Source organism: Neoalteromonas facilis (genome assembly GCF_002807665.1).
In the GTDB taxonomy this organism is placed as follows: domain Bacteria; phylum Pseudomonadota; class Gammaproteobacteria; order Enterobacterales; family Alteromonadaceae; genus Alteromonas_E; species Alteromonas_E facilis.
In genome coordinates this window covers 567,142-592,508 of record NZ_PEAY01000004.1, presented here as the reverse complement: position 1 = coordinate 592,508, position 25,367 = coordinate 567,142, and the positions used below count along the sequence as shown (strand labels likewise).

The 25,367-nt window shown below is 45.6% G+C and carries 24 protein-coding genes; 7 read left to right on the top strand and 17 right to left on the bottom strand.

What is annotated here, in order from left to right:
* Positions 1-41 precede the first annotated feature (41 nt).
* Positions 42-2,069 (top strand): NADPH-dependent 2,4-dienoyl-CoA reductase, encoded by a 2,028-nt coding sequence (locus CSH93_RS14140; protein WP_100643899.1) that lies wholly within the window; start codon positions 42-44, stop codon positions 2,067-2,069.
* A 9-nt stretch (positions 2,070-2,078) separates the two neighbouring features.
* Here CSH93_RS14140 and CSH93_RS14135 read toward each other — a convergent pair whose 3' ends face one another.
* A complete protein-coding gene (locus tag CSH93_RS14135) occupies positions 2,079-2,357 on the bottom strand; it encodes a SemiSWEET transporter (RefSeq protein WP_100643898.1) in 279 nt (92 codons plus the stop codon).
* Positions 2,358-2,458: 101 nt separating this feature from the next.
* Positions 2,459-4,291, bottom strand: coding sequence for a translational GTPase TypA (typA, locus tag CSH93_RS14130; protein ID WP_100643897.1), 1,833 nt, complete (start codon positions 4,289-4,291; stop codon positions 2,459-2,461).
* A gap of 389 nt (positions 4,292-4,680) precedes the next feature.
* Between typA and glnA the strand changes: the two genes are divergently transcribed.
* The 6 genes from glnA to CSH93_RS14100 all read left to right on the top strand — a co-directional run bounded on the left by glnA (position 4,681) and on the right by CSH93_RS14100 (position 11,769).
* Entirely contained in the window at positions 4,681-6,090 is a 1,410-nt protein-coding gene (gene glnA, locus CSH93_RS14125) for a glutamate--ammonia ligase (protein ID WP_100643896.1), read from the top strand.
* Positions 6,091-6,177: 87 nt separating this feature from the next.
* A complete protein-coding gene (locus tag CSH93_RS14120) occupies positions 6,178-6,690 on the top strand; it encodes a DUF4124 domain-containing protein (RefSeq protein WP_164078380.1) in 513 nt (170 codons plus the stop codon).
* 99 nt (positions 6,691-6,789) lie between these two features.
* Positions 6,790-7,875, top strand: coding sequence for a nitrogen regulation protein NR(II) (gene glnL / locus CSH93_RS14115; RefSeq protein ID WP_100643894.1), 1,086 nt, complete (start codon positions 6,790-6,792; stop codon positions 7,873-7,875).
* A gap of 26 nt (positions 7,876-7,901) precedes the next feature.
* Complete coding sequence (glnG, locus tag CSH93_RS14110; protein ID WP_100643893.1) at positions 7,902-9,311, top strand: nitrogen regulation protein NR(I); 1,410 nt, start codon at positions 7,902-7,904, stop codon at positions 9,309-9,311.
* A 74-nt stretch (positions 9,312-9,385) separates the two neighbouring features.
* Positions 9,386-10,744 carry a magnesium transporter gene (mgtE, locus tag CSH93_RS14105; RefSeq protein WP_100643892.1) on the top strand — a complete coding sequence of 453 codons (1,359 nt, stop codon included), beginning with the start codon at positions 9,386-9,388 and terminating at the stop codon, positions 10,742-10,744.
* Positions 10,745-10,857: 113 nt separating this feature from the next.
* Complete coding sequence (locus CSH93_RS14100; RefSeq protein ID WP_100643891.1) at positions 10,858-11,769, top strand: DUF2785 domain-containing protein; 912 nt, start codon at positions 10,858-10,860, stop codon at positions 11,767-11,769.
* A gap of 15 nt (positions 11,770-11,784) precedes the next feature.
* Here the strand turns inward: CSH93_RS14100 and CSH93_RS14095 are convergent, their stop codons facing one another.
* The 15 genes from CSH93_RS14095 to recJ form a co-directional block, all read right to left on the bottom strand.
* Positions 11,785-12,195, bottom strand: a complete 411-nt coding sequence (locus tag CSH93_RS14095) for a ClpXP protease specificity-enhancing factor (protein WP_100644018.1) — start codon at positions 12,193-12,195, stop codon at positions 11,785-11,787.
* A gap of 24 nt (positions 12,196-12,219) precedes the next feature.
* A complete protein-coding gene (gene sspA, locus CSH93_RS14090; RefSeq protein WP_100643890.1) occupies positions 12,220-12,852 on the bottom strand; it encodes a stringent starvation protein SspA in 633 nt (210 codons plus the stop codon).
* Between the two features lie 118 nt (positions 12,853-12,970).
* Entirely contained in the window at positions 12,971-13,705 is a 735-nt protein-coding gene (locus CSH93_RS14085) for a cytochrome c1 (RefSeq protein ID WP_100643889.1), read from the bottom strand.
* Complete coding sequence (locus tag CSH93_RS14080) at positions 13,702-14,967, bottom strand: cytochrome b (protein WP_100643888.1); 1,266 nt, start codon at positions 14,965-14,967, stop codon at positions 13,702-13,704. The genes CSH93_RS14085 and CSH93_RS14080 overlap by 4 nt, the downstream gene beginning before the upstream one ends.
* 1 nt (position 14,968) lies before the next feature.
* Positions 14,969-15,601, bottom strand: coding sequence for a ubiquinol-cytochrome c reductase iron-sulfur subunit (petA, locus tag CSH93_RS14075; protein ID WP_100643887.1), 633 nt, complete (start codon positions 15,599-15,601; stop codon positions 14,969-14,971).
* 315 nt (positions 15,602-15,916) lie between these two features.
* Positions 15,917-16,309, bottom strand: coding sequence for a 30S ribosomal protein S9 (gene rpsI / locus CSH93_RS14070; protein WP_100643886.1), 393 nt, complete (start codon positions 16,307-16,309; stop codon positions 15,917-15,919).
* Between the two features lie 12 nt (positions 16,310-16,321).
* Positions 16,322-16,750, bottom strand: coding sequence for a 50S ribosomal protein L13 (gene rplM / locus CSH93_RS14065; RefSeq protein WP_100643885.1), 429 nt, complete (start codon positions 16,748-16,750; stop codon positions 16,322-16,324).
* Between the two features lie 242 nt (positions 16,751-16,992).
* Positions 16,993-17,811 (bottom strand): nucleoside triphosphate pyrophosphohydrolase, encoded by an 819-nt coding sequence (gene mazG, locus CSH93_RS14060; RefSeq protein WP_100643884.1) that lies wholly within the window; start codon positions 17,809-17,811, stop codon positions 16,993-16,995.
* Entirely contained in the window at positions 17,808-19,976 is a 2,169-nt protein-coding gene (relA, locus tag CSH93_RS14055; protein WP_100643883.1) for a GTP diphosphokinase, read from the bottom strand. The genes mazG and relA overlap by 4 nt, the downstream gene beginning before the upstream one ends.
* Before the next feature lie 16 nt (positions 19,977-19,992).
* Entirely contained in the window at positions 19,993-21,327 is a 1,335-nt protein-coding gene (gene rlmD, locus CSH93_RS14050; protein WP_100643882.1) for a 23S rRNA (uracil(1939)-C(5))-methyltransferase RlmD, read from the bottom strand.
* Positions 21,328-21,331: 4 nt separating this feature from the next.
* On the bottom strand, positions 21,332-21,712 hold the full coding sequence (gene acpS / locus CSH93_RS14045; RefSeq protein WP_100643881.1) for a holo-ACP synthase: 381 nt from the start codon (positions 21,710-21,712) through the stop codon (positions 21,332-21,334).
* 3 nt (positions 21,713-21,715) lie between these two features.
* A complete protein-coding gene (gene pdxJ / locus CSH93_RS14040; protein WP_100643880.1) occupies positions 21,716-22,477 on the bottom strand; it encodes a pyridoxine 5'-phosphate synthase in 762 nt (253 codons plus the stop codon).
* Positions 22,478-22,561: 84 nt separating this feature from the next.
* Positions 22,562-23,290, bottom strand: coding sequence for a DNA repair protein RecO (gene recO / locus CSH93_RS14035; protein WP_100643879.1), 729 nt, complete (start codon positions 23,288-23,290; stop codon positions 22,562-22,564).
* 2 nt (positions 23,291-23,292) lie between these two features.
* Positions 23,293-23,583 carry a hypothetical protein gene (locus CSH93_RS14030; protein ID WP_100643878.1) on the bottom strand — a complete coding sequence of 97 codons (291 nt, stop codon included), beginning with the start codon at positions 23,581-23,583 and terminating at the stop codon, positions 23,293-23,295.
* Positions 23,583-25,316, bottom strand: coding sequence for a single-stranded-DNA-specific exonuclease RecJ (gene recJ / locus CSH93_RS14025; protein ID WP_100643877.1), 1,734 nt, complete (start codon positions 25,314-25,316; stop codon positions 23,583-23,585). Before recJ ends, CSH93_RS14030 begins: the two co-directional genes overlap by 1 nt.
* Between the last annotated feature and the right edge of the window lie 51 nt (positions 25,317-25,367).

The following is a 25,367-nucleotide window of genomic DNA, read 5'->3' as shown; positions in this document are numbered from 1 at the left end:
CTGATTAATACTCTTCAGTAATCAGGATGAAGGGCAACCATATGACAACACAAACTGCATTTCCACACTTATTAGCACCATTAGATTTAGGTTTTACCACGTTGAAAAACCGAACATTAATGGGATCAATGCACTTAGGGCTTGAAGAGGAGAAAGGTGGCTTTGACAAACTCGCCGCGTTTTATGCCGCGAGAGCAAAAGGTGGTGCAGGTTTAATTGTGACCGGTGGCATTAGCCCTAATATTGCCGGTTGGGTTGCGCCTTTTGCGGGCAGAATGAGTAGCCGTCGACACGCTAAAAAACATAGAGTTATCACTGAAGCGGTGCATGCCGAGGGTGGCAAAATCTGTATGCAAATATTGCACTCCGGACGTTATGGCTATCACCCATTTGCTGTCTCAGCCAGCCCGATTAAAGCCCCCATTTCGCCTTTTAAACCACGAGCGCTATCTAGCCGCGGTGTTAAAAGCACCATTAAAGATTACGTTAACTGCGCACACTACGCGCAAATGGCGGGATATGACGGTGTTGAAATCATGGGTTCAGAAGGATACCTGATCAACCAATTTTTCTGTCAGCGTACCAATCATCGAGACGATGAATGGGGCGGAAGTGTTGAAAACCGGGCTCGCTTAGCCGTTGAGATCGTGCGCCAAACACGTGAAAAGGTTGGTTCCAACTTCATCATTATCTACCGTTTGTCGATGCTTGACTTAGTTGAAGGCGGCGCCCCATGGGAAGAGGTGGTGTACTTAGCTAAAGCAATTGAAGACGCTGGCGCCACCTTGATCAATACCGGTATCGGCTGGCACGAAGCTAGAGTACCGACAATTGTTACCTCTGTGCCACGCGCAGCGTTCACTTGGATCACCAAGCGAATGAAGCAAGAAGTCTCAATTCCCCTAATCACAACCAATCGCATCAATATGCCGGAAGTTGCTGAAGCCGTGTTAGCGGAAGGGCATGCCGACATGGTCTCTATGGCACGTCCATTTCTTGCGGACCCCGACTTTGTGGTTAAGGCCGAACACAATCAATCTGATTATATTAATACGTGTATAGCCTGTAATCAGGCCTGTCTTGATCATGCGTTTGAACAAAAACGTGCCAGTTGTTTGGTCAATCCACAAGCGTGTTATGAAACTGAGTTAGTCTTTAAGTCAGTTGTTGAGCCTAAGCAAATAGCAGTTGTCGGAGCTGGTCCTGCAGGTCTAGCGTTTGCAACCTATGCAGCTGAGAGAGGCCATCATGTTCACCTGTTTGACCAAGCGGCGGAAATTGGCGGCCAATTTAATTACGCCAAACAAATACCCGGTAAAGAGGAGTTTTACGAGACCCTACGATACTTCCAGAAACGCATTGAGGTGACCGGGGTTCAGTTACATTTAAACACACGTGTTGATGCTGCATTGTTGAAAGAGAAAGGCTTTCATCACGTGGTAATGGCGACCGGTATAAAACCACGACAACTCGACATTCCAGGCATGGATCACCCATCAGTGATGAGCTACCTCGATGTATTACGCGATCATAAACCGGTAGGCAAGCGGGTTGCCATTATTGGCGCGGGTGGCATTGGTTTTGACGTCGCAGAGTATCTAGTTGAAAACGAGCATCTAACCAAAGATTTGGACAAATGGATGGCACATTGGGGCGTTGATAAAGATTACACGCAACCTGGCGCGTTAATGCCAGCCGAGCATGGCGAGCCGACGCATGAAGTGTATTTGCTACAACGTAAGACCAGTAAAGTTGGTAAAGGATTAGGCAAAACCTCTGGCTGGGTCCACCGCGCCTCACTGGCCAATCACAAGGTGCAAATGATCAACAGTGTTAGCTACGAAAAGGTCGATGATGCCGGACTGCATATCAACATTGCAGACAAACCACGCCTGCTTGAAGTCGACAATGTTATTGTGTGCGCTGGGCAGGAGCCACTGCGTGAATTACAAAGCAGCTTAGAAGCCGAGGGCATGCATGTGCATGTGATTGGTGGCGCTGATGTGGCCGCTGAACTCGACGCTAAACGAGCAATACGTCAAGGCGCCGAGCTGGCTGCCAGTATATAGAAAACGCGGTCAAGCGCGTGTTTTTGCACGCGTTTGTAGCGTATGGCGTATTTTTAACCCCAGAATAATGGCGGCGAAAAACAAGGTTATGGTGTTCGCTATAATCATCGGTAAGTCTTGTAACAATATGCCGTAAGTCAGCCACATCAGCAGACCAAATGAAAATATAGAGTACATGGACAATGAAAGCGACGCTGTGTCTTTAGTACGGATAACTTTCAATGCCTGCGGCAAGAAAGAAATGCTGGTACAAAAAGCGGCCATATAACCAAAATATTGTACTTCCATAAAACCTCCCAGACAAAAAACGCCGTTGGTCGCAAGTGCGATAACGGCGTTTAACTAATCTACAAATTATATGCTCGCATGAAAACGAGCATTTAAAAAGTCTACTTTTCTTTAGAGCGACTCGCGCGCTTACGGTCATTCTCAGTCAATAATTTCTTACGAATGCGAATGCTTTCAGGCGTCACTTCTACTAGTTCATCGTCATCAATGAATTCTAGCGCTTGCTCTAGCGTCATACGAATAGGCGGTACGAGTGTTTGCGCTTCATCAGTACCGGCAGCACGAACGTTAGTTAACTGCTTACCTTTTAGCGCATTAACCGTTAAGTCGTTATCACGGCTATGAATACCAATGATCATACCTTCGTAAACTTCGACACCATGACCAATAAACAAACGGCCACGCTCTTGTAGGTTGAATAGCGCATTTGTCAGTGCTTTACCCGGTGCATTGGCAATTAGAACACCATTCTTACGCTGACCAATGTTGCCACCTTTGTGTGGACCATAATGATCAAATGTATGGTAAAGCAAACCTGAACCTGAAGTCAGGGTCATGAATTCTGTTTGGAAACCAATCAAACCACGGCTAGGGATTACGAAATCTAAGCGTACACGACCTTTGCCATCTGGCGACATGTCTTTCAGTTCAGCTTTACGTATACCCAATTGCTCCATGATCGAACCTTGGTGTTGTTCTTCACAGTCAATGGTCAGTGTTTCGTAAGGTTCATGAACTTCGCCGTCTACATCACGCAGAATTACTTCTGGACGCGATACCGCTAATTCATAGCCTTCACGACGCATATTTTCAATCAAAATACCGAGGTGTAATTCACCACGACCAGATACGCGGAATTTATCAGGGTCTGTTGTTTCTTCAACACGAAGCGCTACGTTGTGAACCAGTTCAGCATGCAAACGTTCTAGGATGTTACGCGAAGTCACGTACTTACCTTCTTTGCCCGCAAACGGTGACGTATTGACCTGGAAAGTCATGGTTACCGTCGGTTCGTCAACTGACAATGGTGGTAATGCTTCAACCGTATTAATGTCACATACTGTATCGGAGATTTTTAGCTCACCAAGGCCCGTAATAGCGATGATATCGCCGGCTGAAGCGGAATCGACTTCGTGGCGTTCCAAGCCTAAGTAGCCTAATACTTGCCCTACTTTACCGTTTCGCTTCTTACCGTCTGCACCCACGATAGTGACTTGTTGATTCGATTTAACTGTACCACGTGTAACGCGGCCAACACCGATAACGCCAACATAGCTGTTGTAGTCCAACTGTGAAATCTGCATCTGCAATGCACCTTCAGGATCGGCTGCTGGCGCTTCTACTTTTTCAACAATGGTTTCAAATAACGCTGTCATATCGGTGGCAGGTTCATCTGCGTCTAACGACGCCCATCCATTTAACGCTGACGCATAAACCACTTGGAAATCAAGCTGTTCGTCAGTCGCACCAAGGTTGTCGAACAAATCGAATACTTGATCCATAACCCAATCTGGGCGAGCACCAGGCTTGTCGATTTTGTTGATAACAACAATTGGCTTAAGGCCTTGAGCAAAAGCTTTTTGCGTTACGAAACGCGTTTGTGGCATTGGGCCTTCTTGTGCATCGACCAATAGCAAAACACTGTCAGCCATAGACATAACGCGTTCTACTTCACCACCGAAATCTGCGTGTCCCGGGGTATCAACAATATTGATGCGGTAGTCATTCCAATTGATGGCTGTATTTTTAGCCAAAATTGTAATGCCGCGTTCCTTTTCAATATCGTTAGAGTCCATTACGCGTTCTTGCGCTTCACCACGACCTTCCAGTGTGCCTGATTGTTGAAGCAGTTTATCAACCAAGGTCGTTTTGCCGTGGTCAACGTGTGCAATAATCGCAATATTGCGTAATTTACTAATATCAGTCTTGTTCATTACCTAAATGCCAGAAAAAAGGGCTTAAAAACACCTTACCCAAATGCTTCTACATAGAAAAGCACAACGTCGGTAAGTTAAAGAGCGCGGATTGTACAGATTAATACCGCATATTGCGATGAAGATTTAATCAGCGACTTAAAAAAAATTTACTTCACATGCGCTATTTAGCGTCTATGCTAATTAGCATGTGCAACCCATTACACCTTGCGCACCACAATGAAGCACCAAAGCACCATTATGGTGCATGATATTGCCGAATTAATTGCCTTATCGCATATAACTGTAGCAATTCTGCGGTATTAATTCATGGCATGATAATCGCACAGGGTTTTACCACTGGATTTTTACCCAACTTAGTATTAACGCCTATAAACCTGGAGGACACCATGTCAGTAGAAAAGGCCTTGGAACTTATTAAAGAAAGCGAAGCTAAATTTGTTGACCTACGCTTTACAGACACAAAAGGAAAAGAGCAACACGTTTCTATTCCTACTCATCAAGTAGATGAAGACTTCTTTGAAGAAGGTAAAATGTTCGACGGCTCTTCAATTGCTGGTTGGAAGGGCATCAATGAATCAGACATGATCCTTATGCCTGATCCAGAATCATGCGTACTAGACCCCTTCGCAGAGGAAACACAAGTTAATATCCGTTGTGACATTCTTGAACCTTCGACTATGCAAGGTTATGAGCGTGACCCACGTTCAGTTGCGCGTCGTGCAGAAGAGTATTTGAAATCGACCGGTATCGGTGATGCTGCATTCTTTGGTCCTGAACCAGAGTTCTTCTTGTTCGATGACGTGAAGTTCCATACCGATATGGCGGGCTCTTTCTATAAAATCGATTCAGAAGAAGCTAAATGGAATTCTGGCGCTGATTTTGAAGGTGGAAACCTAGCTCACCGTCCAGGCGTGAAAGGCGGTTACTTCCCAGTTCCTCCAGTAGATTCAGCGCACGATACTCGTGCTGCCATGTGTCTAGTAATGGAAGAAATGGGTCTTGTAGTAGAAGCTCATCACCATGAAGTTGCAACTGCAGGCCAGAATGAAATTGCATGCCAATTCAACACGCTAGTAACCAAAGCGGATGAAATCCAAATTTATAAGTATGTTATTCACAATGTAGCGAACGCATACGGTCAAACTGCGACCTTCATGCCGAAGCCATTGGTTGGTGATAATGGATCAGGCATGCACTGTCACCAATCGATCAGTAAAGGTGGCGTGAATATCTTTGCGGGTGATAAATACGCAGGGCTTTCAGAAGAAGCACTTTACTACATTGGCGGTATTATCAAGCACGCGCGTGCAATTAATGCATTTACTAACGCTTCAACTAACTCATACAAGCGTCTAGTGCCAGGATTCGAAGCGCCTGTTATGCTTGCATACTCTGCACGTAACCGCTCTGCTTCAATTCGTATTCCTTACGTAACCAGCGATAAGGCTCGTCGTATTGAAGTTCGCTTCCCTGACCCAACAGCAAACCCATACTTAGCATTCACTGCAATGTTGATGGCTGGTCTTGACGGTATCAAAAACAAAATCCACCCAGGCGATTCTATGGACAAAGATCTATACGATCTTCCACCAGAAGAAGCAGCAGAAATCCCAACCGTTGCAAGTTCACTAGAGCAAGCGCTAGCTGCACTTGATAGCGACCGTGATTTCCTTAAAGCCGGCGGCGTTATGACTGATGACATGATTGATGCATACATTGGTCTTAAAGCTGAAGAGGTTGAAACGCTTAATATGACAACTCACCCAGTTGAGTTTGATATGTACTACAGCTGCTAATACTTATAATTCGATATACCTAGCCCGCTTTTTGCGGGCTTTTTTATTTGTCCAATTCGCTCTACACTTAACAACATGAAATATGTAATGACTCTCTTGCTAACTGTTGGGCTATGCGCCACCGTATATGCACGTACGGTTTATAAGGTGGTTGCCGCTGACGGTACAGTAACCTACACAGACCAGCCAGTACCTGGCAGTACGCCTGTGCATTTAAATAAAGTAAATACCAGCCAACCGTTAGCCCGCGTGAACAGTGCTACTGCGCCAAACACCGCGGCAAAAACTGAAAAGCCAATCGATTACACATTAACCATCACATCGCCTCAAGACGAGGCAACCATTCGTGACAATAACGGTAAATTTAATATTAATGCTCAATTGACGCCTGCCGCCCCGGGCGGTCGCTATCAACTTATATTCGACGGTCAGAACGTCGGCGAGAGCGATACAGGCAACTTCGAACTCAGTAATGTCGTTCGCGGGCAGCATCGTTTTAAAGTTGAATATACTGACAATAAAGGCAAGGTCCTTGCATCGTCTCCCTCACAAACACTGTTCATGCATCAGGCATCTGCACTGATCAATCCTAAGCAGTAAATACAACGCTTTCGAAGCTATTCAGTTTCAGTTGTGCACCCAAGGATTGCAGGCTAAACTTTTGATGCACCATTTTTGTGCAACGCATTGTGAGGCCTTGTGAAATTTGAAGCAAACAAACTATTGGATAACTTAAATACCGCGATTGTAATAATCGATGGCGAATTTGTTATTCAGTTTTGCAATTTCGCCGCACAAAAGTTATTCGAGCGTAGTCTTAATCAATTGCAAGGGAGTGACTTACGCGATTATTTCTATAATCGTGCACTCGATGAAGAGCGTTTACTGCGGGCATTGCATGACGGTGATGAGTTTACCGAAAATGAGTTCCAACTATGCTTTCGAGATCAACGTTACGTTTTAGCTGATATCACCGTCACCAGTATTAGCGTTGATGGGCAGCCCTTCTTGATGTTTGAAACACGTCAAATTGATAAACAGAAGCGCATTTCTCAGGAAAACATGCAACATGCGCAACAACATGCTGCACGAGAGCTCATTCGTGGGCTTGCACACGAAATCAAAAACCCATTAGGTGGCATTCGAGGCGCAGCTCAACTGCTGAGTCGCTCATTAAATAATCCAGAATACTCTGAATTCACGGAAATGATCATCGAACAAGCCGATCGTCTACGAAGCCTTGTAGATAGATTGCTTGGGCCGAACACATTGCCGCGTTTTCAGCACTGTAATTTACATCAATCGTTAGAGCGCGTTCGCACTCTGGTCAATGCAGATGAGGTGTATGCCATTGAAGTTATACGTGACTATGACCCCAGTATTCCAGACCTGACCATAGATCCGCATATGATTGAACAAGCTATATTAAATATTGTTCGCAATGCTCAGCAGGCTTTACATGAGTCAAATACCGAACACCCTCAAATCCAGTTGATTACCCGCGTTGAAAGACAAATGACGATCCATGGTATCCGTTACCCATTATGTGCCGTGATCAAAGTGATTGATAACGGCCCCGGTATTCCAGAACAACTGCGTGATACTTTGTTTTACCCCATGGTAACCAGCAAAGCCGATGGTAGTGGTCTTGGTTTATCCATTTCACAAACGTTGATTGATCATCACAAAGGCAAAATAGAATGCGATAGCCATCGCGGACATACCGAATTTTCTATTTATTTGCCCATTATTTCGGCAGATGAGCCGTTAGAAAATGGAGATTAATATTATGTTGAGCAAGGTACATAATTATGAATTCTGAACCCGTATGGATAGTAGATGATGACAGTTCAATACGCTGGGTATTGCAAAAGGCGTTGCAAGCGGCCCAAATTCCTTGCGTATCATTTGCTAATCCACAAGATTTATTACTACAACTGGATGTTGCTCAGCCCCCACAGGTGATTATATCTGACATCAAAATGCCTGAAATGGACGGGATGACATTGCTCAGTAGAGTCCATGAAGTGTACCCATTGTTGCCGGTCATTATTATGACGGCGCATTCAGACCTAGACAGTGCGGTGAATGCCTATCAAAGTGGCGCATTCGAATACCTGCCTAAACCTTTCGATATTGACGAGGCTATTACGCTCGTACAAAGAGCACTTATTCATGCAAAGGAAAATAGCCGCGCTGAAAACGCTCAAGAAGAAACGCCCGCATCTGAGATCATTGGTGAAGCGCCAGCGATGCAGGAAGTTTTTAGGGCGATAGGACGTCTATCGCGCTCTTCAATTAGCGTCCTAATCAATGGGCAGTCGGGTACGGGTAAGGAACTCGTTGCGCACGCTTTACATAGGCACTCTCCACGCGCAATGAACCCCTTTATCGCGTTAAATATGGCTGCTATCCCTGCCGATTTGGTTGAATCTGAATTGTTTGGCCATGAAAAAGGCGCCTTTACCGGTGCACAAAATCAGCGACAGGGACGGTTTGAACAAGCCAATGGTGGCACCCTGTTTTTAGATGAAATTGGTGATATGCCCCTTGATGTACAGACCCGCTTACTGCGCGTATTGGCTGATGGGCAGTTTTATCGCGTTGGCGGACGAGAGCCCATCAAGGTCGATGTGAGGATAATAGCTGCAACCCATCAAAACCTAGAGAAACGTGTTACTGAAGGGAAATTTCGGGAAGACTTATTTCACCGCCTAAACGTTATTCGTGTGCATATTCCTTCGCTTAAAGAGCGCCGTGAAGATATCCCCTTGTTGGCGAAACACTTCCTAGTGAGAGCGGCTAAAGAGTTGGATGTCGAGAGCAAGCAACTCAGTAAGGAAGCCGCACGTGTTATGAGTGAATTAGCGTGGCCAGGCAATGTACGACAACTTGAAAATGTATGTCGCTGGTTAACCGTAATGGCATCTGGCCAAGAAATACTGCCCGCTGACCTGCCACCTGAAATTCATGAAGATTCAGCTCCACAAAGTGTTGCGACAGATGCGAGCTGGGAAAACTTGTTGGCTCAATGGGCTGATCAACAATTAAAAAGTGGGCGCGAGAACATTCTTAACGATGCGCAGTATGTGTTTGAGAAAACGCTTTTACAGCGCGCTTTACATTTCACTCACGGCCACAAACAAGACGCAGCGAAACGTCTCGGTTGGGGGCGCAATACGCTTACGCGAAAATTAAAAGAATTAGACTTACTGAGTTAAAGAAAATTCGTAGTCATAACAAGCTATTATAAGTTACTCTATGCAAGAATTAAGATTCCTGCATAGTGAAACTGATGGCTGAAGCACTCGAATCCAATCGCACACGCGCCCAGATGAAAGACATCATGCGTGCCCTTGCGTCTGGTCGCTTCGTTTCTGTCAGACGCACACTGCACACATTGCCAGCTTCCGACGTCGCATTAATCCTTGAATCAAGCCCCAAAAAATCGCGTGATGAACTTTGGCAGCTAATCGACAGCGATTTCCATTCTGACGTTATTGAAGAACTGTCGGAAGATGTGCGTAACGGTATCATCACACAGATGACCACGACCAACGCTGTTGACGTGTTGGGCCAAATGGATACCGATGACTTAGCTGAAACACTAAGCTCACTTCCTGAGGAAGTCCTCGCCTCATTGCTAAAGTCAATGGACGAGCAAGATCGTCAACGTGCTGAGCAAGCGTTGTCTTATGGTGAAGAAACCGCTGGTTTCATCATGAATACAGACACCATAACCCTGCGGTCTGACGTGACCATCGATGTTGTTCTGCGTTACTTACGCTTGCGTTCTAAAGTACCAGAAGACACGGACACGTTTTATGTTGTGGATCGCAATGACACTTTGATTGGTAGCCTCCCTGTCACACGCTTACTCATAGAGCCTGCTGAAGCACTCGTTGCCGAGGTCATGGATGATGAGCCAGAAGCCATCCCTGTTGATATGCATGATGGTGAAGTTGCCAGCTTGTTTGAGCGCTATAATTGGCTTTCAGCCCCCGTCGTCGACAATAAACATCGCTTAGTTGGGCGTATTACCATTGATGACGTGGTCGATATCATTCGTGAAGACGCTGAACACTCGATGATGAGTATGGCGGGTTTAGATGACGAAGAGGATACTTTTGCACCCGTCCTGCAAAGTACACGCCGCCGCTCTATTTGGTTAGGCGTAAACCTATTAACCGCATTGATGGCTGCGGCGGTAAGTGATTTGTTTGAAGCAACGCTTAGCCAGCTAGCAGTACTCGCTATATTAAACACTATCGTGCCGAGCATGGGTGGAGTCGCTGGAAACCAAACCCTGACGTTGGTTATTCGCGGTATGGCGCTTGGGCACGTAAACTCGGGCAATAGCCGCTCTTTAATAACCAAAGAACTCGCGATTGGTTTTCTGAATGGCTTAATTTGGGCGGTTCTTATTGCTGCGGTTATTGCGTTATGGAAACAAGATTATCAGTTAGGGGTCATCATCGCATTTGCCATGATGGCGAATATGATTGCCGCAGCACTCTCAGGCGCAACAATTCCCATCCTGATGAAACGCCTTAAAATCGATCCCGCATTGGCTGGCGGCGTAATACTGACGACTATTACCGATGTAGTTGGCATCTTTGCATTTTTAGGAACAGCAACGCTGTTCTTAATCTAATGTCGCGTTTCCATGATCGTTTTAATACTGAGCACCTTGTTGTTTAAGCGCTACTCAGTGGTATTCCTTCACCGTTTTGCTAGTCTGTAAATTCAATTGATTAGGAAATCGTGATGCGCTTTGTTCTTGCTACTATCTTTCTGCTATTAAGTTCTTCCCCACTAGTCGCTGATGAAACACCATCGGGTTGTTTCTCATCTGAGTGGGATAAAAAAGCACTTCTTGATCTTAAAAGTCAGGCCTTTGAAATAAGTGAACAGGAAGCCAGAGATGAATTAGCGCTTCAGTTGCTCGCATGTTTAGCAGAGGAAGACCCGGCTATCCGTGATGGCGTCGCATATGAAGCGTTAACTCAATGGTTGCGAAGCGAGAGTCTAGCTGACGATACCATCGCTGTGTTGCACTCACGTGTCGCTGATCAACTTGCCTCTGGAAAGAATGATAGTGAAGGTTTTTTAATGCCCTTTAACGCGCTTATATTTGCTGAAATAGTGCGCGTAGATCGCATATCACCTTTTCTTTCAGATGAGCAATTCAATGTTAGTGTACTCATTGCAACTGAGTATGTTAAAAGCGTTAGCGATTATCGCGGCTTCGATGAAAAAGAAGGTTGGCGTCATGGTGTCGCACATGGCGCGGATATACTTCTGCAACTAGCACTGAATAGTCGATTGAATAAGTCACAAGCCGATGCCTTACTGCTCGCCATCGCCAGTCAAGTTGTGCCTGACAACAATCATTTTTATATATATGGGGAGCCTAGAAGATTAGCTTTACCCTCATTATATGTGTGGTTAGCTGGCTTACATGAGCTACAAGAATGGCAAACGTGGCTTGATGAAATCGTCCACCCAGCCCCTTTAGACTCTTGGCGGCAGGCGTATCAAAGCCAAACGGGACTATCCCAATTACATAATGTTCGTCAGTATCTTATGCAGCTATTAGCACTGGTGGAAGGTAGCGAAAACGAGAAAATTACCCAACTTAAGCCTTCAATAATAAACGCGCTTAAAACAGTAGGGTAATGTTTCTTCGTTGAGCTATTTAACCACTCTTAACGAGGGCTTAGCCTTCTTAGCGGGCTTGGCAAGTGGTTCTGATGTCGCTTCAGGTGTTGCCGTCGTTGCGTCTGACTCAATCTCAGCTTCCGGCGTAAACACCGTCCCAGCGCCATTTTCACGCGCGTATATCGCAATTACGGCCTGACACGGAATAAATATACGATGGGGTTGGCCACTGAAACGAGCCTGAAAACTCAGGCTCTCATAATCCAGTGAAAAGTGTACACATGCACTAGGGGAGACATTCAAAACAATTTGACCATCTTTAACAAACTGTTGCGGAACCTCGACTCCCCTCATATTGGCGTTAACCACGATATAAGGTGTGAGGTCATTATCAACAATCCAATCGTAAAAGCCTTTCAGCAAGTACGGTTGGTTTGACGTCATTTTGATTTGATCTGTCATAGTCTCTTACAGTGGGTTGTGAATTTCACGTTCTTGATCAGTCAAGGAAGCTTTGAATGAGCTACGACCAAAAATTCGGCCCATATAGGCCAAAATGTCTTTGCTACCCGCACCCGCCAATTCAATTTTTAATGCCGGAAGACGCCACAATAGAGGCGCTAGATAACAATCGACCAGACTGAACTCTTCAGACATAAAGTAAGGTGTTTCAGCAAATAATGGGGCAATGCTTAGAATAGCTTCTCGCAACTCGTTGCGTGCTGTTTCAACATCACCTTCACCGGTCATGATTTTTTCTGCTAATGAATACCAGTCTTGTTCAATTCGGTGCATCATCAAACGGCTTTGGCCACGCGAAACAGGGTAAACCGGCATCAAAGGTGGATGTGGGAAACGCTCATCGAGATATTCCATAATGATGTGAGACTTGTATAAAACCAACTCACGATCAACCAAGGTAGGCACTGTGCCGTATGGATTCAAATCGAGTAGGTCTTCAGGTAGGTTAGTTGGATCGGTATAACTGATCTCTACACCTACTCCTTTCTCAGCTAAAACGATTCTGACTTGATGACTATAGATGTCCAAAGTGTCTGAAAACAAAGTCATAATAGACCGTTTATTTGTGGCAACTGCCATTCACGTTCCTCCGCATTACGCAGTATTTCATTGAGCATTTCTGCTCAGTGATTATTTTTTCATCAAAAAAGGGCGCGAGCGCGCCCTCAATCAGGATATTATACCTTAAGTTGTACGTTTAATGCACGTCACGCCAGTATTCTTTCTTCAGCAGTAATGCAAATACAAAGAATACAACGATAAATACTAACACCCATTTACCGATAGCTTCAGACTGCAAACGTGAAGGCTCGCCACTGTATTCAAGGAAGTTGACTAAGTCTAAGATAGCTTTGTCATATTCCTCGGCTGATAGCATGCCGTCGCCGTCTGACTTTAAGCCTGCATAGCGCTGAACCATTTCACCATCTACCATAACAGTCTCGTAGTGCTCGCGTGGAGTACCTTGAAGCTCTTGTAATACGTGTGGCATGCCCACATCAGGGAATACTTTGTTGTTTACGCCAAACGTCTTGTTTTCATCGACATAAAACGTGCGCAAATAGGTATACAACCAATCAGCACCACGTACGCGCGCCACCAACGTCAAATCAGGAGGTGGAGCACCGAACCAAGTGGCTGCGTAATCCGCAGGCATTGGTGTTGTGATGTAATCAGATACTTTTTCGCCTGTGAACTGCAAATACTTTTGTCCTAGTTCATCAGGAATACCCAAATCACTGAAAGTACGCTGATAACGTTGGTACTGCATTTGGTGACAACCCAAACAGTAGTTCATGAAAACGCGCGCACCATTTTGCAGCGACGCTTTATCAGTCAAATCATAGTCAGCGTGATCAAGTGGATAGGTACTGCCTGCCGCCCAAACTAATGAAGGGAACGCCAACAAGGCTGCAATAATTATTTTTCTCATCGTGGGATCCTCGCAGGCACAGGCTTAGTTTGTTCATTCTTGCTGTACATCCATAGCAAAGCAAAGAAACCAAAGTACATAATGGTACAAATTTGCGATGCTACGATTTTCCAGTTTTCTTGCGGTGTACCACCTAGGTAGCCTAAGAAGATAAACACAATGGCAAACACAATTAGGTTTACTTTGTGTAAACCACTGCGGTAGCGCCATGAACGAACAGTGCTGCGATCAACCCAAGGCAACGCAAATAAAGCTGCAATCGCCGCGAACATCGTAATAACGCCGAATAATTTATCCGGTACCGCTTTTAAAATCGCGTAAAACGGCGTGAAGTACCACACAGGGAAAATATGCTCTGGGGTTTTCAGTGGGTTCGCAATTTCGAAGTTAGGATGCTCAAGGAACTTACCACCCATTTCTGGTGCAAAGAACATGATGTAACAGAAACCAAATAGGAAGATGGTAAATGCCACCAAGTCTTTCAGCACAATATGTGGGAAGAACGGCACTACATCATCAGCAATATCGTATTTCGCTGTATAGTACTCATGGATCTTGAACTTGGTCTTTTCGTCTTCTGACAAAGAGCCTTTTTTGTGTTTTATCGCAACGCCGTCTGGGTTGTTAGAGCCTACTTCGTGTAGCGCAATGATGTGTAGGAACACAAGAATCACGATAACCAGTGGCAACGCAATGACGTGTAGCGCGAAGAAACGGTTCAATGTAGCACCGGAAATAACGTAATCACCTTGGATCCAGATAACCAAATCAGGACCAATAACCGGTATTGCACCAAATAACGATACAATTACTTGGGCACCCCAGTATGACATTTGTCCCCATGGCAATACGTAACCCATGAAGGCTTCAGCCATAAGTGCTAGGTAAATCAACATACCGAACACCCACAGAAGTTCTCTTGGCTTCTGGTAGGAGCCGTAAATCATGCCACGGAACATGTGCATGTATACAACGATAAAGAAAGCCGATGCACCGGTTGAGTGCATGTAGCGTATTAACCAACCGTAGTCGACTTCACGCATAATGTATTCTACTGAAGCAAATGCGCGTGCTGAGCTTGGCTCAAAGTTCATTGTTAACCAAATACCCGTCACGATTTGGTTTACTAATACGATAGTGGCTAAGAAACCAAACACGTACCAGAAGTTCATGTTGCGTGGCGCTGGATATTGGATAGCATGCATATTCGCTACCCGCATCATTGGGATGCGCTCTTCAATCCAATTTAAGAATGCTGACATGTTATGCAACCTCTGCTTCTGAGCCGATGATGATAGTAGTATCGTCTACGAACTGATAAGGCGGTACAACTAGGTTAGATGGTGCTGGAACGTTCTGGAAAACACGTCCAGCCATATCAAATTTTGAACCGTGACAAGGACAGAAGAAACCGTCCGTAACGCCTTCAGCATATTCTTCCATTGCACCGTCTTTAAGGTGTTGTGGCGAACAGCCTAGGTGAGTACAAATACCAACGAGGATCAAGTATTCCTCTTTCAATGAGCGCCACTGATTCTGCGCGAACACAGGTTGTTGTTCAACTTCAGAATTCGGATCTTTGAGTTGGTCTTCGTGAGTAGCTAACGCCGACAAAATTTCAGGTGTACGACGAACAATCCACACGGGCTTACTACGCCACATCACACGCACCAACTGACCCGGCTCGATCCCTGAGATATCCACTTCAACATCAGCACCAGCGGCTTTTGCCTTAGCACTAGGATTCCAAGAAGCAATAAAGGGTACAGCAGCACCAGCAACACCTAGGCCCCCTACTACAGATGTAGCAACGGTCAAAAAGCGTCGACGGTTGTTGGTTTGTGGTTGACCTTGTGCTTGCGATGATTCGCTAGCATCAACAGATACATTACTCATCCACGGTTCTCCAGATTTGGACAAAAGGCTTCTCTTGTCGAGAAAGCCGAAAGCGAGTCGTCATGACGATTCGAATGATTATTTTCGATCGGAAATGATAAGAAAAAGCCCTGCTAAAAACAAGGAAATACAGGCAAAAAACAAGGATTTAGTTACAAAGCTATGTTTTAGTCGGCTTCAGTCAAATCATAGCCCCGTTAAAACCAACATACGGACGTTAAATACGCTTATCAATGGCGAACATTTGTACTGTGAGTTATTACAGTGCAAAAAAAAGCCCGGTAAAAACCGGGCTTTTTGAAACATATCCAAAACTTAACGTTTTGAGAACTGTGGTTTCTTACGTGCTTTATGTAGACCCACTTTCTTACGTTCAACGCGACGCGCGTCACGAGTAACGAAGCCAGCTTTACGTAGTGCTGGACGAAGAGTCTCATCAAATTCCATCAATGCACGAGTAATACCGTGACGGATAGCACCAGCTTGACCACTGATACCACCACCGCGAACAGTGATGTAAAGGTCAAACTTTTCAGTCATTTCAACCAACTCAAGCGGTTGACGAACGACCATACGTGCAGTTTCACGACCAAAGAACTCATCAAGAGGACGTTGGTTTACAGTGATAGTACCTGTGCCTGGACGCAAGAAAACGCGAGCAGTTGAGCTTTTGCGACGACCAGTGCCGTAATATTGAGTATCTGCCATGTGTGTCGCTCCTTAAATATCCAAAACCTGTGGTTGCTGGGCAGCATGATTATGCTCAGGACCAGCGTACACTTTCATTTTGCGGAACATTGCACGGCCTAGAGGGCCTTTAGGCAACATACCCTTAACAGCTTTCTCAAGAACCATTTCTGGCTTCTTAGCGATAAGCTTTTCAAAAGTGATGTCTTTCAAGCCACCTGGATAACCAGAGTGTGCATAGTACACTTTGTCTTTAGCTTTGTTACCTGTTACGGCAATTTTCTCAGCATTAACAACAACAATGTAGTCACCAGTGTCAACGTGCGGTGTGTACTCTGGCTTGTGCTTACCGCGTAAACGGTGTGCAATTTCAGACGCTAAACGTCCAAGTGTTTTATCAGTGGCATCAACCACGAACCAGTCTCTTTTTACTGTTTCTGGCTTTGCAACAAAAGTTTTCATTATTCGTCACCCGAAAATATAACTGTTACTGATTACCGAAGTAATCTCCCGAAAATCAACGCTTAGACCCCTTCGAGCCTGTTGATTCTTCCACTTTCCCAAAGTGGGCGTAACTGGGCAGGGCGCGAATTATACAGGTTTTAAGGCAAAAGCGAAGGGCAATTTGAAAATTAATCAAAAAATAACCAATTCAGGGCACAAATTTGCTTACCCCTTTACTTAACCGCTACAGATTGACCCAACTAGTCTCGTGTTTTTAGGGTCTGTTTTGCTTCTTTCCACAGTTCTTCAAGTTGAGCCAGCGACATCTCTTCGAACTGACTTCCTCTAGCGAGCAAGGTGTTCTCAATGTGGTTAAACCGAGTTTCAAATTTCAAATTGGCTTTCGTGAGTGCTTGTTCCGGATCAACGGATAAATGGCGTGCAAGATTCACACAGGCAAACAACAAATCACCTAACTCTTCCTCAATTGCGGCTTTGCAATGTGTGGGTTGTTGTAATTCATGCCTAACCTCTTCCACTTCTTCGGCTATTTTATCTAAAACACCGAGAGGCTCTGGCCAGTCAAAGCCGACCTTTGCACAAGCCTGTTGCATTTCATAGGCTCGTGTAAAAGCAGGCACGCCACGTTTCAAACTATCGAATACACTCTTAAAACTCGGCTTTTTCTGTCTCTTTTCTTCAAGCTTTATCGCTTCCCACTGTTGTTGTAGCGCGTCGTCTGACAAGTCGTTTGCTGACTCAGTAAACACATGCGGGTGTCGGCGAACCAACTTATCCGTGATCGCTTTGGCCACATCATCAAAACCAAATAAACCATCTTCCTGCGCAATTTGCGCATAAAACATAACTTGAAACAGCAGATCGCCTAGCTCATCTCGTATTTCAATTGCGTCGCCTCGGTGTATCGCATCGGCAACTTCATGTGCTTCTTCAAGGGTGTATTTAACCAAACTTGCCATAGTTTGCTTAACATCCCACGGACACCCCTTATCGGGATCCCTAAGTTGCTGCATTACCGTTAACAATTGTTGTAAATGTGGTGTACTCGGTTCGCTCATGCGTCTTTTCTAACCACATCGACCACATCATGGATCTGCTTCAAACTCAACATCACTTTGCGTAATGACTTAACGTCTTGCACTTCTATCGTCAATACAATATCCGCAGAGCCCGCCGCCTTATTACTAATACTGTTTACGCCCAAGAGCGCCACACGTTGGTTGGCAAGTACCGTAGTAATGTCTCGTAAAATGCCAGTACGGTCAGTACACATGACTAATAACTGCGCTTCAAAACCGACAGAAACATCACCCGACCAATTCACTTCCACTTCTCGTTCAGGGTGCTGATCAAGTAAATGAGATAATTGTTCGCAGTTTTGTCGATGTACACTGACACCTCTACCCTGCGTGATGTAGCCGACAATAGGTTCGCCCGGAACGGGTTGACAGCAATTGGCCAAATGGCTCATGAGATAACCAACGCCCTCAACCACAATGCTGTCATCGCGCTTTTTCGAGTGCGAAGGTTTAACGGGCGCTCTAACAATGGCCTCTGGCTCTGGTTTTGGCGGCTCTAATTGCTGTTGTAACTGACGAACCACCGACATCACTCGCACATCACCTGCACCTATGGCTGTGTACAGATCTTCCACCGAAGGTTGGTTAAATCGCTCACATATATCAGCCAGTGCTTTGATAGGCAGGTGTGCTTTATTAAGCTCCCGCTCAACAATTTCTTTACCAGCTTCCAAGTTTTTAACCCTGTCCTGCTTTTTAAAGAAACTGTGGATTGTCGCGCGAGCTCTAGACGAATGAACATACCCCAACCCCGGATGCATCCAATCTCGGCTAGGGTTTGGTTCCTTTCCGGTTAGCACCTCAACTTGGTCACCGCTTTTTAAATGGTAGGTAAATGGCACAATGCGCTTGTTCACCTTTGCGCCGATGCACCGATGACCAATGTTTGTATGCACATAATAAGCAAAGTCTAACGGCGTAGACCCTTGGGGTAGGTCAAGCACATCACCTCGCGGGGTGAATACATATACTCGATCGTCGAAAACCTGACTGCGCAGCTCTTCAACAATATCGCCGGATTCCGCCACTTCTTCTTGCCACTGCAGGATCTTCCGCAGCCAATTTAACCGTTCTTCATGTCCCGACGCTTTGCTATGCGCACCTTCTTTATACTTCCAATGTGCAGCGATACCCAGCTCAGCATCCTGATGCATCTGTTGAGTACGAATTTGGATCTCAATCGATTTACCTTGAGGCCCTATTATCACAGTATGGATAGACTGATAGCCATTGGGTTTTGGCGTTGCAATGTAGTCATCGAATTCGTTAGGGATATGCTTAAAGTGAGCATGCACTATCCCCAACGCAGCGTAACAATCCTGCAGGCGATCGGCGATGATCCGCATGGCGCGGATATCAAATAGCTGTTCGAAAGACAGACGCTTCTTCTGCATTTTCTTCCAAATGCTAAAGATGTGTTTGGGGCGACCGTAAACCGTAGCCTGTATCCCTTGCTCATTGAGTAAGCTCTGCAATCGGTCAACCATGGTTTCAATATATTCGGTCCGATCAGCGCGCTTTTCATCCAGCATGCTAGCAATTTGCTTATAGGTATTAGGGTGCAAATAGCGAAATGCGAGATCTTCCAATTCCCACTTTAATTGACCAATACCCAATCTATTCGCCAATGGCGCATAAATCGATGAGCATTCAGTTGCGACCATTACACGCGTTTCTTCGTCCGCATCTTTTACCGACTGCAACGCGCAAATACGTTCGGCCATTTTAATAACCACCGCTCGCACATCTTCAACCATCGCCAAAAGCATTCGGCGTATGCTGTCTATTTGCTGTTCTTGAAAGGCTGCCTTTTTAGTACCTCTACCGTGCAACGCCCGAATGGCTTCCATTTTGCGCACACCTTCAATCAGATGGGCAATTTCCTCGCCAAATGTTTCCAGCACATCGTCTGCACTCAGCGCATGTTGCTGACAATATGGAAACACTAATGCGGCCTGAAGGGTGGTGTCATCCATGTTTAGCTGAACAAGAATTTCAACCATCTCTTGCCCAACCAGCAAAATCTCGGGCTTTTCCGATATATTGCGCAGAGCCTGTTGCGTTTCTTCTGGCAAATGTAACTGCGCCATCCATTGTTCGAATGGCGGTCGCTGTTCACTGTGTACTTTTCGTGTAGAAACCATGATCTATTCTTTCAAACTACGCTGAGAAACAAGCCATTAATTCGGTATGTTTGGTATACGCAAACATTTCTATCAATCGTATTTTTTCCAATGTGTACCCGCTATTGATCAAGTACTGAGTATCACGAGCAAAACTAGCAGGGTTGCAAGAAACATACACAACAACCGGGTGAGTTGCAGGATTTAACCGTTGACAGACTTCTGGCGCGCCTTCTCGAGATGGATCAAGTAAAACTGCGTCGTAGGACGGCTGCAATATAGTCTCAACGACATTCGCATCGAGCAAGTCAGCACAAGCAAACTTGCACTCCTTTAGTGCAAGTTGTTGTGCGTTTTGTTGCGCACGCTCGACCATGTCTGCGACACCTTCAATACCTTGAACGTGAAAACCTTGATGACCCAAAGCCAGACTAAAGTTGCCGGTACCACTAAACAAATCCAGCACCGAATGTGCACCTGCCGACTTCAACCAATCAATTGTTTGGGCAACCATTTGACGATTAACTTGATCGTTAACTTGCACAAAATCATTGGCATTTACACGAATAGACACGCCTTCGATGGGACTGTAGGTTATGTGTACGGGGTCTCCCCAAATGGTTTCAATGTCATTGTCGCCAACAGCAACTGTAATCACACCTTCAATCGATTTGCCCAACGCTTCAAGCGACTGAACAGTCTGCGGTGATAGCGCCTTAGTTGCTCGTATGTGCACTAACACTGAGTGATCACCATCATAGAGGTTGATATGCCCAATTGCTTGGGGTTGTTTGACCCCTTCAAACCACTTTCTTAGGTTGGGCAAAATGCTCGCCAGTTTTGGTGTTAACACCTTACAACTCTCAACTGAAAAGACCGCGTTGCTATTGTGTTTACGATAGCCCAAGCGTTTGTTTTTAGCGTCTCTGGCGTCCACCGCCAATCGAGCTTTTCGCCTGTATCCTAAGGGTGGAGCAAACAGATCGCCTTGCCAATTCACCTCTTCGATACCTGCGATCTTTTGTAATAGTTGAGCAATCGCTTGTTTTCGCTCGGTGCGCAGATATTCAGGCTCAACAAAATCCATCTGACACCCACCGCATATTTCAGAATGCGGACAAAAAGGTGCTTGTCGAGCACTGTTTTTTGTCAAGATACGTGTCGTTTTTGCGTGCCAATAATGTTTCTTGCGCACGCTTACCTGAGCGTCAACAACTTCACCGGGTAATGCGTCTTGAACAAAGATTAATGGCGCATGCTGCTTCACAATTCCCACACCAGTATGATCCAGCTGCTCAATTTTGATACCTTTAACAAGGCTTTTAGAAGGCTGGCGCTTATTGGCTTTACCCGCTTTGAATATTTGAACCATCGCCCTAGCCTGCTGACTCGAGGATCACTGTTGCAACAGCGTAATGTTTTTCATCTGAAATAGAGATTGCACTAGAACAAACGCCTCGTTCTTCGCACAAGCGCGCAAACTCGCCAGAAAAATGAAGCTGTGGTTGGCCCAAATCATTATTCTTAATTTCCACGTGATGCCAACTGATACCATTGCCAATACCAGTACCTAATGCTTTAACTGCTGCCTCTTTGGCAGCAAAGCGCTTAGCTAAATAACGTGCAGGATGCAGATGATTGGTATACACAAGCATTTCGGCATCGGTCAATACACGCTCAGCTAAACGCGAAGACTTTTTACAATGTGCTTCAATGCGATCAATCTCAACAATATCGGTGCCCAGTCCTACAATCATCGTCTATTTCTCGCTGTATACTGTATGCGATGCTTGCAACCGCGCCTCTTGCATCAACGCACGCATATCAACAACCGCCTTATGTAAACCATCAAAAGCTGCTCTGGCGATAATGGCATGGCCAATGTTTAATTCAACAACCTGTGGGATTGCTGCGATGGGCTTCACATTGTGATAATGCAATCCATGCCCGGCATTCACTTCGAGTCCAATGCTATCAGCATACACTATGCCCTTTTTAAGTTGCGCTAACTGCTTCGTTTGCTCACTCAAAGTTTTTGCATCTGCGTATTGCCCAGTGTGAATTTCAATGAAGGGTGCGCCGCAATCTTTCGCCGCATCAATTTGTTTCTCATCAGCATCAATAAAAAGCGAGACTAAAATATTGGCTTCTGCTAATTGCTGGCAGGCGTCTTTAATCGCAGCAAAATTGCCCAATACATCTAAACCGCCTTCAGTCGTCAGCTCTTCTCTTTTTTCAGGCACTAAGCAGCAAAACGTTGGCTTTATACGCTGTGCGATAGCGAGCATCTCAGGCGTTACTGCCATTTCTAAATTCATGCGTGTTTGTATTGTTTCACTTAGAAGCTCAACGTCACGATCACGAATGTGGCGACGGTCCTCTCTCAGGTGTACGGTGATGCCATCAGCGCCTGCTGCTTCAGCAACTTGCGCTGCATGCACAGGATCGGGGTATTGAGTGCCGCGAGCATTTCGTAACGTGGCGATATGATCGATGTTTACACCTAAATAGATATCTTTCAAAGCTAAGCCTCATAGTCGAATAAGGTTTTGTGCGGGGATTGGACGCAATGTTACCACGGAGTATCCGTTGAGTTTAGGACAAGCTTACTTAACTTGTGCAAATAGTGCTCGACTGCGCAGTGGTTTATCACCAATCACGACAGGCAAGGCTAATCGCATTAAATGTTTGGCCGCACGCAGGCTATCTGCATGCCAATCGTGGTTGGCAATAGACAGAATATCACAGCCTTTGAATACAATTTTATTGCCTGTCGACACAGACGTATTTGCTACTGCCACAAATCCTGTATCCGGAATAAATTCATAGTGATCATTATCGTACAGCGGCAGACCTGTTGCGCCACAATGATTAAAGTCAGGCAGGTAACCTAATCTCAATAGAAGATGCAGTTCAAATTCTCGCAACAAGACCTCAATATGTGCGGAATAAGACTCTACGCTCAGTGCACAAAGTTGCCGCAATACGTCTTGATAGGCGTCGAATATTTCTTCACTGGGTAAATCTATCGGCAAAGCGCGTGACACCAGCTCATTTAAGTAAAGCCCACAGAATAATGACTGGTGCTGGAGCTCAATGCGTGAAGCCATAGCCTCGACGTGACCAAGATTCTTTAATTCATTTCGACCCGTCACTCGACATTCCAGAAGCTGGAATGGCTGAAGTAGGCTTTTGCGGTCCGACTTGCTGCCGCGTACACCTTTTGCCACCACTCTAACCTTACCCTGCTCACGCGTTATCAAGTCCACCAATAAACTGGTTTCGCGATAAGGTAAGCGGTGTAATACATAGCCTTGGCAACTGTCTTTGATCATGGCTAGCTACGCTTTAATCGCACCACTTTCATGGTTTCAAACTCAATCCCAGCAATTATTTGGCTGTGAGGATAGTAAGTGAGATTCACGCGCGCCCCTTTCAACGATTGGTAAGGTTGCTTACGTTTATAGATAAACGGGATTTCATAGCCTTCAAGCATCAGCGTATTGATGTACCAATCATCTTCCATCCGCTGCACATGTGAAACGACTTTACACTGCTCGGAATGCGTTAGCTGAGGATGCTTGTTGAGCATACTGTCAACCTGTTTGTTGCGCGCTTTGCGATTCATTAGAGCAACGCCTCGACAAGTAACTGTAAACTGCGCTTGCCTCGAAATTCGTTGACGTCGAGTTTATAAGCTAAGTGTGCAGACTGCTTGCTGTTATTGGGCCATTCACTGGTATCCACATTAAATGCAATGGCATCTACCAATTCCCCCTCTGGTGTTGCGACGAGCAGCTTCAAATGCTTTTCACCCACAATACGTTGTTGAACAAGGGTAAAATGACCGTCAAATAACGGTTCAGGGAACCCTTGCCCCCATGGGCAGGCATATTTTAGTTGCTGGGCAAACTGTAAAGAAAAGCAGTCTGAAGGTAACTCACCATCAGAGTACACCGCTTTAACCTGTTGAATTTGTTCCTGCCACTGCGCTAACGCTTGATTGAACGCTTGGCTAAATGTATCTAGATCCGCTTTTTTAATACTGAGTCCAGCGGCCATCGCATGGCCACCGAATTTGCTGATTAACCCTGGATGTTGGCTATCGACTAACGCTAACGCGTCTCGTATGTGCACTCCCGAAATTGAGCGCGCCGATCCTTTTAGCTCGGTCTCATTTTCTTGCGCAAATATAATCGTCGGACGCCCAACTTTATCCTTTATACGCCCCGCCACAATACCAATCACACCGGCATGAAAGCCTTCCTGAAAAAGCACGACGCCATTGGTCAGCGACTCCGATGAAGTGTCAATATCAGGTAATGAGGCTAATACATCTTGTTGCATCGAATGCTCAATCTGCTTGCGCTCTTGATTTAACCGATCAAGCTCCATGGCAATTGAACGCGCGTGCTGTTTGTCCCCCGTTAGTAAACAGGCAATACCTAATGACATATCATCTAATCTACCCGCTGCATTTAATCGCGGACCAATAACAAAACCCAAGTCCGTTGATGTCAGTAAATCGGGGGTACGCTGCGCTACCTCTAACAACGCTAATATTCCCGGCCGACATTGACCTGCGCGAATGCGTTGCAAACCTTGATAAACCAAAACACGGTTATTATGGTCCAGTGTCACCACATCAGCAACGGTGCCGACCGCGACTAAATCTAAATACTGAGCCATTTTAGGCGGGGCTATACCAAGGTCATTGAACCAGCCAATGTCATTTAATCGAGCGCGTAGCGCTGCCATTAAATAAAATGCAACGCCAACGCCGGCCAAAGATTTGGACGGAAATCCGCATCCTGGCTGATTCGGATTCACTATGGCATCAGCTGGAGGCAATGTTTCGGCAGGTAAATGATGATCGGTGACAATAACATCAATACCCAATGATTTGGCGTGCTGAACGCCAGCGTGACACGAAATGCCGTTGTCAACGGTAATGATAAGCTGAGCTCCTAGTTGGTGTGTAACATCAACAATCTGGGGCGTCAGGCCATAGCCATATTCGAAACGATTGGGGACAACATGATCGAGGTTTTTAGCCCCCATATCAGTCAAAGCCAATAAGCACAGGGCAGTACTAGTGGCACCGTCCGCGTCAAAATCTCCCACAATAACAATGCGTTGCTGTTTTTTTAGTGCAGTAACGAGGCGTTCAATGGCTGTATCAACCCCGAGCAATTGATGATAACTGGCTAAGGCTTGTGCATGAGTAACAAGTTGCTCTGGCGCGCTGATACCACGATCAAGAAATATACGTTTTAGGACAGGATGAACATCAACTTCATTCATCCAGTCTGGAAGGGCATCGAGACTCGACGCATGTTTTCGCAGAATATTCAGTGACATTAAGTTTTAATTGAAAACGCTAATAGCGTGGCCAGAGCCACGCCAACAAGT